The 11,907-nt window shown below is 42.4% G+C and carries 6 protein-coding genes; 4 read left to right on the top strand and 2 right to left on the bottom strand.

Annotated features, from left to right (window positions below):
- Positions 1 to 118 precede the first annotated feature (118 nt).
- A complete protein-coding gene (locus GSQ19_RS04040; RefSeq protein WP_011321510.1) occupies positions 119 to 856 on the top strand; it encodes a DUF1995 family protein in 738 nt (245 codons plus the stop codon).
- A gap of 74 nt (positions 857 to 930) precedes the next feature.
- Here GSQ19_RS04040 and GSQ19_RS04035 read toward each other — a convergent pair whose 3' ends face one another.
- Positions 931 to 3,963: a zinc-dependent metalloprotease gene (locus GSQ19_RS04035; RefSeq protein ID WP_011321509.1), complete on the bottom strand. Its 3,033-nt coding sequence runs from the start codon at positions 3,961 to 3,963 to the stop codon at positions 931 to 933.
- Between the two features lie 485 nt (positions 3,964 to 4,448).
- Here GSQ19_RS04035 and GSQ19_RS04030 point away from each other — a divergent pair, with 485 nt between their 5' ends.
- Complete coding sequence (locus GSQ19_RS04030; protein ID WP_041457097.1) at positions 4,449 to 6,167, top strand: pentapeptide repeat-containing protein; 1,719 nt, start codon at positions 4,449 to 4,451, stop codon at positions 6,165 to 6,167.
- A 397-nt stretch (positions 6,168 to 6,564) separates the two neighbouring features.
- A complete protein-coding gene (locus tag GSQ19_RS04025) occupies positions 6,565 to 9,486 on the top strand; it encodes an NACHT domain-containing protein (RefSeq protein WP_011321507.1) in 2,922 nt (973 codons plus the stop codon).
- Positions 9,487 to 9,745: 259 nt separating this feature from the next.
- On the opposite strand, the gene GSQ19_RS04020 is transcribed toward GSQ19_RS04025, so the two are convergent.
- Complete coding sequence (locus GSQ19_RS04020) at positions 9,746 to 10,063, bottom strand: hypothetical protein (RefSeq protein WP_011321506.1); 318 nt, start codon at positions 10,061 to 10,063, stop codon at positions 9,746 to 9,748.
- Positions 10,064 to 10,447: 384 nt separating this feature from the next.
- On the opposite strand from GSQ19_RS04020, the gene nagZ reads away from it, so the two are divergent.
- Entirely contained in the window at positions 10,448 to 11,533 is a 1,086-nt protein-coding gene (gene nagZ, locus GSQ19_RS04015) for a beta-N-acetylhexosaminidase (RefSeq protein WP_011321505.1), read from the top strand.
- Positions 11,534 to 11,907: the final 374 nt, after the last annotated feature.

The raw sequence follows: 11,907 nt of genomic DNA, 5'->3' as shown, positions 1-11,907 counted from the left end.
ACCATGTCTTTACGCGGTTTAATATGTATGTTTATCTCTTGAGCTTTAGCTAGTTAGCGAGGCGCTATTTTTCATAAACTGAAACAATAGAAGTAAATGCTTGAGAGATAAATATATTATGCCGGAACTTCCCAACAGTTTAGAAGACGCGATCGCCCAATCCCGTGAAGCCACTAAAGCAGCTCTCGCAGACGGTTGTCACCGCATCCAAGTCGAGTTGCTGTTTCCCGAACTCAAGTTTATGCCTGTAGCAGAACAGTTTCTCCCCTGTTTGGTAGAATACGAATCTCGCTTGAAAGTCTTCTTTGCTGATGCTGGTGCTGCTGCTTTAGCTCGTCGTGATTGGAAAGACGCACCCTTTCAGATTTTGGATATTGGTACGGGAAGGACTGCTTCTATTCAATCGAAAATTCAACCAGAAGATGAAATTTTCCTCTTTATCTCCCCCACTTCCGTAGAAGTACCCCAACTAGAGAAAATTTGTGAAATAATAGGCGATCGCCCGGCTATTTTCCTCAACCCTCGCTTAGAAGATGCAGGTACTGTAGGTATTGGTTATACAGCCAGACAAACCCGCGAGCGTTTCCTCAATATCATTCAATCCTGTTACTACCTACGTCCTATTGATGATGAAACGGCTTTATTCCGTTCTTACCCCGGAGACTGGGAAATTTGGGTAGAAAATGATGGTAACTGGGCGAAAATTGCCAATTTACCCAAAAAGCCTTCAGGTGATGAAATAGATTTAATTCTCATGAAAGGGCAAGCACAAACAGCAGAAACAGATGCTATACCTGCCAGAAAGCCCAGTGTTTTCAAAAGTTTACAACGTTTTATTAAGGCGTTGAATCGTTGAGTTAGGGGGATTGGGGATTGGGGATTAGGGATTGGGGACAAATCAAATTCTCTTTCATTACCCATTCCCCAAACCTAATTCGCCTGCAATGGGGCATTCAAAGCTTTCTCAATGCGATCGCTAGTTTCTAACAAGTGGGCTTTGGTATATTCATCGTTGGTATTGACTGACTTGAGTTTGTCGTTTAATTGTTTAAGTTTATACCAAGCCAAGGAACGGGCATCTTCCGGGACGTATTCTCGCCGCAACACCATACCAATCAAGATATCGAGGTATTCTCGCTGCAAGCCGCGCCGGAGGCTAGTAATTTTCAGCGCCCCGGCTTTTGGTTTGAGAACTTCTGTCCAAACTCCAGCTTGCAAAGTATCAAAAAGCTCAGGTAATGCTAGTGATTTTTCGGGTAAGCTCTTGAGTTCAATATCCTTGAGACGAGTGAGGCGATCGCCTGCCAGTAATTCCCGTAATACAGCAGCTTGCAGGAATAATATTAAGTCATGAACGGGATAATCTAAGCGGCCAATTTGGGGAAAACTCCCCCAGTGATACCAGCGAGAAGGTGCTAATTTATTCAGTAGGTCTGGGGGAAAATTCAGGGCATCTTCAGCAAAAATATACTTTTGTAGTGTTTTGAGTGCTTGCCGTTGTTGTTCAACAGGTACAGGTTCAAAGGGTAAGTGATTTGGGCGACTGGCTAGCTTAGTAGCTGATATTTCCCCAGCCTGTAGACGGTAGAAGGACTGCCCACCAATGTATTTTGTTGTGTAGAAGATATTCTGAAAATAGTTACTGAGAACTGAGCTAAAGCGATCGCTTAAATCACTATAACTTTCTCCCGGCATAGGGAAACGTTTATTGAGATTTGCCCACATCAACCGAGAATTATCTAATTGCCATTGAGAATAAACCAGCACGTTACCACTATGATCCCAAGCATCGGCGGTGGGGTCGAGGTCATACATATCCTCATCGGGAGAATAACTCAATTCCGGCTTATAAGATTGGCTGGCGATTGCTTGTAAAATCGGCTTTTCTGCTATGGGAGTTTTCGCGTTGGTTTGGGTATAACCGTACTGAATAGCCCAATCATCATAAGACCCCACCATACTGGGAAAATAGTCTCCCTGCGGTGTCCCTTGGGGGGCAATATTCGGTGGAATATAGTCCATCACCGAACTTGTCAAACCTTTATGGCGGCTAATTTCTTGATTGTTCATCTCTTCTGGTGATAGCAGATTACTACCACGGAAGTTATGACGTAAACCCAGGGTATGTCCTACTTCATGGGCAACAATTAAACGTAAATATTGATTGATATATTCTTGTAGCTGTTCTTGATTCGGTGCGTTGTTTTGTAGCAGTGACATGGACAAAGCCCCAAAAGCAAATTGATTGGCGGCTTCCATGCCGTAGCATAAGTCATAATCACCGGCTAGCTTGGATAAACGCTGCAAAAAACCATTTGGTCTTGGAGATTTTTCTTGAGTAGTGTTGTTGGCTTTTGCGGCTAAACCTTTGTTACAAAGTCCCCGATTCCGCATTAATGCCGATAAGGAGGTACGGGTATTGAGTTGACTAGGTTCTACAAGTGTGCTGTATCGATTTTTGAGTAAGCGGACAAGACTAGCATCAACTAATATGTCTGCATCCAAAATTTCCCCAGTTAAAGGATTAACGCGAGATGGCCCCATAGCAAAATAACCATCAACAGTGTTAATCCAACGAATTGTATTGTAACGAATATCGGCTGGGTCCCATGCGGCATTGTCTGGCATTTGTCTGGCTTCCACTGCATCTTGAAATCCCGCCTTAAGAAAGGCCTTGTTCCACATGAGTATCCCTTCTTTGACAGCTTCGCGGTACTGTAAGGGTACGGCGTTATCAATCCAGAAGACAATGGGTTTTTTGGGACGAGATAGGGATGATTCCGGGTCTTTCTTTTCTAAGTGCCAGCGATTAATATAGCGGACAAAAGGATCGTTGCGTTCTTCTTTAGATAAATCTTGGTAAGCAGTGATAAAGTAACCAACCCGTTCATCAGCTATCCGGGGACGATAATTATTTTCTGGTAGTTGGGAAAGACTATAGTGAACCCTGAGGGTGAAGCCACGACTATCTGGTACGGTCGTGAAATATAACATTTCATTGTTAGGGTTTGTACCAGTACTGCTAGAGAAGTTCAATACCGACTCAATTTCTAAGTTGTGGGGAAAGGTTTTAGCACTGCCAAAGGAAGACTGGTCTGTATTTGGAGTCAATCCTGTAAACAAAGATAATCCGGCTAAATCTGCCAGCAGCAAGTCACCCAAGTCAATTAACAAGGTTTTTCTTTGGGGATGGATGCTTTTGATTTCCACCGAGTAGAGAACGGAATCGCTAAACGAACGGGCGAGCGATCGCGCTTGTGGATCACCTTCCCTTGTGCGAAAATTCACATTACGCACCACAAAAGATAGTTTTTTGTCTACTCTCTGGAAATAAAATAAAAAGTCTTGTAATGGTAAACCACTGTAAATTCCTTGTTCGCCAATACCAGATTCTAGGGTTGCGGTAGCTAAGTAATTTTTATTTAGCTGTTCTGGCTTAATTTCTAGATATATTTTATTCTTTTCTTTATGACGATAGAGAGTAAATAGACCGTCTAGTTTTTCAGTATCTTTTACTACTTCATCAAAAGATTCTAAGTCATCCTTTTTTTCCGGCTTAGATTCTGTAGCAGGTTTCTTATCCGGTTTATCTGTGGATTTACCAACTTGTAGAAATGGTTGCTGTGCTGCCTTTTTATGATCATTCACCACCCAAATAAAGGGTTGATCCTTGACCTGTTGATTTTGGTTAATTACCCAAATTTTTTCTGGCCTTTGTAGTAGAGGCTGATGTGATTGCTTGATAGCAGCAGAGGGGGAAAGAGTGTAAGCAGGATGTAAGGGTGTAGATATATGGGGGTGTTGATTGGTTATGGGTTTTTGAGGCTTAGTTGTTATATCTATAATTGGAGAATTTTGCAAATGTTGATTAACTATATCTACAGGTGATAACTTGGCGTTCGCTGTTGCAATTCCTAAAAATAATCCATTGAACAATATTAAATAAAAGGTAAATTTTCTCATCTAGTTTATTCCTGATAAGTATCGTTAATTATTTCTCATGCGCTATGAACGTTAGTTAGTTGTCTGTTCACCGGAAAAGACCCAAAACTACCTGATGGCTAGCAATTAGCTTCTCAGTTTGGTGAGGAACAGCATTTTTTAGATTTTTTGTGCTGTTTTGTTGTAGTATTTTTCCTAACAATCGTCTTTGTAGCAAACAGTACGTATTATTTTTACATCTGTTTTGGTAGAGTTAGCGCCTAAAAATAGAATTATTTCCTTAAAATAGCTCAATTTCCCCAATTTTTGAGAACATATAGCCTGATCGTCCTCTTAAAGATTAAATTTTCTACCGAGAAAATCCTTATGTCAGGTGTTGTTGATGTAATTTTAATTTTAAATACTTGGATTTATTTTATACTAAACATTTATGTTCTCACAGCACCAAACCATTGAATTTATCTATATATTTCTACCTTGACAATTTATTATTAATGGATAAAAAAATGTCACAACTACCTCATGTTTGGAAACTATTACAGAATTACGTTCGGGGTACAAGGTCAACAGATAGGCCTACAACAAAGTATGTAGGTAGTCGCTCATTTTTACCTCTGGGAAAATACCAACAAAAACCAGCCAAAGATGTAAACTTTTCTCAAGTTAATTTACAGAAAGAAATTTTATGTGAAAGATTACAAATCAGTTTAGAGGCATGGATAAGAGAGGATAGTAGGGGGCAATTTTCAACTAGTAGTAGCCAACTCCAACAAGAGATTTATGATTTACTCGGTAATGGTGCATTAACTCCAGAAATAGTCGAAAAAGTTATAGAATTGCCTATCCTTGAAAGAGAATTTCGCCCAGAGTTGCTATTTCACCGCCTAGAAGACTTTTATCAACGTTGGTGTCGAGGAGAATTTATCGATGCGCCACCAAGCGAGAACTTACCTCAGCGAAAATTGCTGGAGATGGCAGCACAAAATCAGGGTATTGGACTGAGGCAGATTGATATTTACGCCGGGCTTAATGTCCTGATTTTACTTCTAGAATTACACCGCCACGCCCAAGAGCAAGAAGAACTGCGGCAACAAATCAACTTTTATCCTTCTTCCCCACCAGATACAGACAGCTTTTTCACCTCCCAACTACTGCGGGTAATTAATTATAGCGATGCCATTGAAATTGGCAACTTTAGTAATATCGTGGGGGAATTTCTCCGGGATGGTAATTTTCAAGGTGCATACCTGGGAAATGCCAACTTGACGGGAGTCAACTTCAGTGGTGCTAACCTCAGTGGTGCATACCTTGGTGATGCCAACCTTACAGGCGCAAACTTCCAAGGTGCTAACCTCACAGGTGCAGACTTTGGTGATGCCAACCTCAGTAGTGTTAATCTCAGTGGTGCTAACCTGAGTAGTGCCGACCTCAGCAGCGCCAACCTTACAGGTGCAAACCTAAGCGGTGCTAACTTGGAACGTGCCGACCTCAGCCGCGCTGACTTGAGTAGCTGCATCCTCAATGATGGCGAATTAAGCCACGCCAACCTCAGTGGTGTCAACTTCAGAGATGCCGAACTCTGTCGCGCTAACCTCAGCAACGCCATCTTATTTGGTGCTAACCTCAGTGATGCCAACCTCAATCATGTTGACCTCAGTCGCGCCGACCTTTGTCGTGCAGACCTGAGTGGTGCAGACCTCACCCACGCCACCCTCAACGGTACTAACCTCAGCGACACCATTCTTTTTAGTACTAACTTAAGTGATGCCATTCTGGAGGCAGCCGACCTCAGTTATGCCAAACTCAACGGCGCGAAACTCAACTACGCCAGACTCAACGGTGCTATGTTCTTAGGTGCAGACCTCAGTGGCGTAGATTTAACTGGCGTGGTTCTCAACGATGCCGATTTGAGTGGCGGAATTCTCAGCGAAGCCGACCTCACAGGTGCAGACCTCAGCGATGCGGTACTTTTGGGTACTGACTTCAGCTTTGCCAATCTCAACAGCGCCAACCTCAGTGGTAGTAACTTGAGTGGCGCAATTTTGAATGGTGCAGACCTCAGTAGCGCTAACTTCAGTTATGCCATTCTCGACGATACAGACTTAAGTGAAGCCAACCTAGAAGATATGACCTGGGGAGAAATTCAGCAATGGGAAGGTGTGCGCGGTTTGGAGACAGCGCTGAATCTGCCGGAGGCGTTGCGGGAAAAGTTGGGAAAGAGGTAAATCAATTCAAAATTCAAAATTCAAAATTCAAAATACCTCACTGGCGTGTCTAGAGTTTAGTAGGGTGCGTCAGTGCGATAGAACCTAACTATACTCAGAAATTGTTCATACTGACGCACCCTTACATTTTGGATATTTTTTTAACGTGAATTCGACGGAACCTAACCCCAACCCCTTCCCTACAAGGGAAGGGGCTGAAAATCTATAACTGAGTAACAAATAATCAGGGTTTTAAGCCTCTCCCCGCGTCGGGGAGAGGTTTGGAGAGGGGTTCTTCCAAATTTATCGAACTCACGTTTTTTTATTTTGAATTGATTCATCTAGAAGTTCCCTACTCGGCGTTCCCTAAAATGCTACACTAAGCTCGAATTAACGGTAGTTATACGGGTGTTAGTGGATGGGCAAGCGTTTCTGGCAAACTTGGCAAGAATTTAGGCAGTCATTTTCAGTATCAGAAAGCCTAAGTACAAGTGTCGAGACAGGTAAGGCAGTCTTGGAAGCTGCCAATACTCTCAAAGAAGAGGGTGATAGTATAGAAATCTTGCAATCAGTCCTGCAAAACTCATCTTCTTTATTAGATGTGTTGTGTTCGCCAATGGCGCAGGTTATAGGTGCGGGGTTGCCCTTTGTACCAATTGGCATTGCTTTGTTAAAGTTTGCCCGTGATATAAATCAGAAAGAACCATCCTTAGAAGACTGCTTTTTTATAGTTAGTCAAGCGGCTTATTTGGAAAGCACCAAAGAAATTTTAAGTTTAAATATATATCAAAATTTTAACTGGGATGCCAAGCTTGATATTCAAGCCATCAGTCAGCAAATAGAAAAGCTCAATGATGTTGAATTTAATTCTGATACTGCGAGTAAAGCAATCAGATGTTTCCATGAATCACCTTTAGCTGAAGCTTTCAACAGGGTTTTATTAGCTAGATTAGCAGCAGCAAATATTTCCCCAGGACTAGCGGACATTTTAACCCAACGTGTGGCTCGGAACACTCACCGCCATATCATTAAAGCTTGGATAGAAGCGGGTGAGGCGATAAAAACTTTAATTCAGCCTTCCTTGGGTGATTGGCAGAGAGAACAGGAAAGGTTTCAGAGTATTGATAATTATTTAAAAACTCATATTGAGCAGAAACCTTTTGAGTTAGTTTTTGATGAAAAGTTCGCCTTTAAAGATATTTATGTACCTATCAAAGCCAAGCCTGTAGATGCAAATGGCAAGATAGATGAAGAAAAGGATTCATTCAATTTAGACACTTGGGCGAAAACGATTCTGTTGAATCCTGATAACTTGGAACAGGTGATGTTTATCCAAGGAGGCCCAGGCAGGGGGAAAAGTGTTTTCTGTCGAATGTTTGCTTACACAGTGTGGCGACAGTTACACCCAATTTGGACACCAATCTTAATTCGCTTGAGAGATATCGACACTTTTGAAACACGGTTAGAGAATACTATTAAAGCCGAATTAAAACTGGGTTTTATTCAAGGTGATGCTAACTGGTTGACTAATGCCAATACTCGGTTTTTGTTTATTCTTGATGGTTTTGATGAACTGCATATTGAAACGAGAAATAACCTCAATTTGGGCGATTTTATTAAACAAGTAGCTGGTTTTCAGAAAGAATGCAAAGATTATAGGGAAATGGGGCATCGAGTTATCATTACTGGTAGGTCGATGGCTTTACAAGGTATTGCTGATTTACCCCGCAATTTGGAACGGGTGGAGATTGTGGAAATGGATGGGCAACTCCAACAGCAATGGTTAAATAAGTGGGAAGCTGTACAAGTAAATAAAGGTAAAACCATTGCGTTTGAGCAGTTTTTACAAAGTGATAAATGCCCCGATGAAGTTAAGAAATTAGCTCAGGAACCGCTATTGCTCTATTTATTAGCGGCAATGTATCGAGATTCTAAATTAGATATTCATAAGTTAGAGCAGGCAAGTGATAATCGCACCGCTAAAATTATCATTTACCAAGAAGCTGTAAATTGGGTACTGACTAAACAGCGTTCTGAACCAGATGGAACTGATTTAAATATTGAGTTAACTAAACAAAAGCCTGAGGATTTAAAACGCATCCTCATGGAAGCTGCGGTTTGTGTTGTGCAGTCTGGTGGTGAGTTTGCTTCTATGTCCATGTTAGAAGCACGTTTACAAGAAGATGAAGGAGCGAAGGCTTTAATTGAAAAAGCGAAAGAAAAACTGGGGAATGAAGCACTGAAAACGGCTTTGGCTGCATTTTACATTCGTCCGGCGGAAAAACAAGAAGGTGGGGTTGAGTTCTTCCATAAAAGTTTTGGGGAGTTTCTCTTTGCTGAACGCCTGAAAGCACGGCTTAAGGCTTGGACGCAATATTACGATGGGGATGAGGGGAGACAGCCAATTATTTCTGAAGCTGTAATGAATTGGGAAATCTATGATTTACTCGGTTACGGTGGGTTAACACAGGAAATTGTAGACTACCTGATGGGGTTGTTAACTGAGAGTCAAGATTTCCGGTGGGTGGAATTATTTAAGCGGTTAGACAAGTTTTATAGTAAGTGGTGTCAAGGGAAATTTATTGACACATCTGAGGAGACTTTACCCCAGAAGAAGTTGCGACAGTTGCAAAGGTATGGCATTCAAGGGTTAGGTCAGCGTCAGGTGGATGTTTATGCTGGGTTGAATGTGATGATTCTGCTGTTGGAGTTACACCGCTATGCTCAAGGGCGAGATGAGCTGAAAGCAGAAATTGTCTTTTATCCATCTGGGAAACCGCAGGGACATAGGCTCACAGCCCGATTGCTTCGCATCATGAATTATAGTGATGGGTTGGATTTAGGGAACTTTATTAGGATAGTTGGCAAATTCCTCAGAGGCGCAGACCTCAGTGGCGCAGACCTCAGTGGCGCATTCCTCAAAGGAGTATTCCTCAGAAGCGCAGACCTTAGTGGTGCATATCTCAGAGGTGCAGACCTCAGAGATGCATACCTCAATGGCGCAGACCTCAGTGGCGCAGACCTCAGTGGCGCATACCTCAATGGCGCATACCTCAATGGTGCATACCTCAATGGCGCATACCTCAGCCACGCAGACCTCAGTCGTGCAGACCTCAGAAGTGCAGACCTCAGAAGTGCAAACCTCATTAGTGCAGACCTCATTAGCGCAGACCTCATTAGCGCAGACCTCAATGGTGCAGACCTCAGTCACGCAAACCTCGGTGATGAATTTTGGGGAGATGTCAAATGGGATGAAAAGACAAACTGGGAGAATGTACGAGGGCTGGATACAGCGATTAATGTGCCAGAAGCGTTAAAGCGACAGTTAGGACTGAGTTAAATTTGTGATTAACGCTCTGTGCAACTTGCTCTCAATGTACAAGGTTGGGTTGCGCTGTTGCTTCACCCAAAGAGATTTTGATTTACGTGGGAAAATAACGCTCTGCTTTGACTTTGGGTAGAGGAGAATGAATTTGGAAGAACCCCTCTCCAAACCTCTCCCCGACGCGGGGAGAGGCTTAAAATCTTGATTCTTTGGTGGTCGGTAATTCGTGATTGGCGAAAATATGATTGCAGGTTGGGTGGAGTGATAGCGCAACTCAACAAAGTTTCGACTTGTCTGTGAGAATAAAAGACTCATGGGCGAAGTTTTGATACTCGCGCACGAGAATAAAAGACTCATGGGCGAGATTCTGATACTCGTCTACGAGAATAAAAGACTCATGGGCGAGATTCTGATACTCGTTCACGAGAATAAAAGACTCATGGGTGAGGTTTTGATACTCGTTCACGAGAATAAAAGACTCATGGGCGAGATTCTGATACTCGTCTACAAGAATAAAAGACTCATGGGCGAGGTTTTGATACTCGCTCACGAGAATAAAAGACTCATGGGTGAGGTTTTGATACTCGTTCACAAGTTTTCATGATTAATAAAACTGATTAATCAGCATCTTGTTAAGAGAGGTTAAGGGGCTTTCAAGTGTTGGGGCATAATTAATGTACAGATACAGATATATTCAAACCCATATTCTGTTTGGCTTTCCTAATTTACGCGATGTGCGACTTATTCTTAAAACCCCTCTCCAAACCTCTCCCCTGCAAGGAGAGAGGCTTTAATTATTATGCCCCTTCCCTTGTAGGGAAGGGGTTGGGGGTTAGGTCTGAGAGAAAGTTGCACACGGCGTTAATTTTGAGTTTTGAATTGGTATTAATTACCTCTATTGAGGGTGTAGGATAAGGGCTGAGATTATTTATGCTGTTAATCCAGTCTTTAGCTACACAACTATAGGTTAAGCATTATGCCAGCATTGCAGAGACTAGAACGCTTTGGAAATCACTTAATTCTGGGTATTTCTGGTACTAGTTTGAGTGATGAAGATAAACGCGCTCTGGGTGAATTGAAACCAATAGGGGTAATATTTTTTGCTAAAAACTTTGTAGATGGTGTACCTTACGAGGTTTGGCTGGAGACTTTTCAGGAGTTACATAGCCAAATACAAGAATATGCAGAACGCGATTCGATGTTTTTTACCTTAGACCATGAGGGAGGACGCGTTGTGAGGACACCTTTACCGATTACCAGATTTCCTCAGGCGTTGTTGTTGCGATCGCACGCCCGTGAAGTAGCAAAAGCCACGGCAATTGAATTAAAATCTTTAGGCATCAACTTATCTTGGTCACCTGTAGCTGATATTTATTCCCATCCGCAAAATCCGATTATCGGTTCTCGCGCCTTTGGAAATACTCCTGAAACTGCGGCTACTGGTGCGCGGGAATATTATTTGGGACTGACAGAAGCCGGAATTGTGGGATGCGCCAAACATTTCCCCGGACATGGTGATACTAGCAAAGACTCCCATGTGGAATTACCAATCCTCAACCTGACTCCAGAGGAATTACGAAGGCGAGAACTTATCCCCTTCAAAGCTTTGATTGAAGAAGGGATTCCCCTCATCATGACCGCCCATATTTTATTTCCCAAAATCGACCCAGATTTACCAGCTACCCTATCCCGCCCCATCCTCAAAACTATACTGCGGGAAGAACTTGGTTTTCAGGGTGTCGTTGTGTCTGACGACTTAGATATGAAAGCAGTTTCCGATATGTTTATGGAACGTGGTACGGTCGCGCGGGCTTTTAATGCTGGCTGTGATTTATTTATTGTTTCTCGCAATATCCACGCGTCTTCTATCGAGCGTACCTATAAAATTGCCGAAAATTTTGCTGATGCTTTAACTGATGGTAGTCTGGCTGAGTCAGTAGTAGATTCCGCTAAGGAGAGAATCGAAAGACTATTGGCGGTAACTCCAGAATATTCTGTACAGATGTTAGATAAAGATACTTTAGTACATCATGGCGAATTGGCGATCGCTTGTTGTTTTTAAGATTGTGCCTGAGAGTTTATTAATAAAGTAAAAATACAATACTCTTACTCTTGTGAGTGGGGATTTGGTAATCAGTAATAGCGCCAGTTACCTATTACCAATTACCAACACAAAGCGGCGGCTTTCTGTAATTAAGCTTTGAGGTTTTTTAACTCCATTTAGGGGTCATCGAGCCAAAACGGGAAATTGTACGCGAAGGAAATGCTCAGACTGCTAAACACCTACTGTGCTTTGCTTATAGCAAATACTTGAGGGAATTTTTCAGCTAATGGCTCAAAATCGGCTTCAAGACGAACTTGCCCATAAATGATAGTTGGCGTTCGTAAAGTTGTGAACGGTAGAATAAGCTTTCTAGGTTATTTCATATCAACAAC

This window comes from Trichormus variabilis 0441 (assembly GCF_009856605.1).
GTDB classification, from domain to species: Bacteria; Cyanobacteriota; Cyanobacteriia; order Cyanobacteriales; family Nostocaceae; genus Trichormus; species Trichormus variabilis.
Note: the sequence above shows the minus strand (reverse complement) of the source record. Positions and strands in the feature narration are given on the sequence as shown.

What these genes read in the sequence shown, in the direction of transcription:
- GSQ19_RS04040 (WP_011321510.1), top strand. Translation starts at nt 119, where the DNA reads ATGCCGGAACTTCCCAACAGTTTAGAAGACGCGATCGCCCAATCCCGT.
- GSQ19_RS04035 (WP_011321509.1), bottom strand. Translation starts at nt 3,963, where the DNA reads ATGAGAAAATTTACCTTTTATTTAATATTGTTCAATGGATTATTTTTA.
- GSQ19_RS04030 (WP_041457097.1), top strand. Translation starts at nt 4,449, where the DNA reads ATGTCACAACTACCTCATGTTTGGAAACTATTACAGAATTACGTTCGG.
- GSQ19_RS04025 (WP_011321507.1), top strand. Translation starts at nt 6,565, where the DNA reads ATGGGCAAGCGTTTCTGGCAAACTTGGCAAGAATTTAGGCAGTCATTT.
- nagZ (WP_011321505.1), top strand. Translation starts at nt 10,448, where the DNA reads ATGCCAGCATTGCAGAGACTAGAACGCTTTGGAAATCACTTAATTCTG.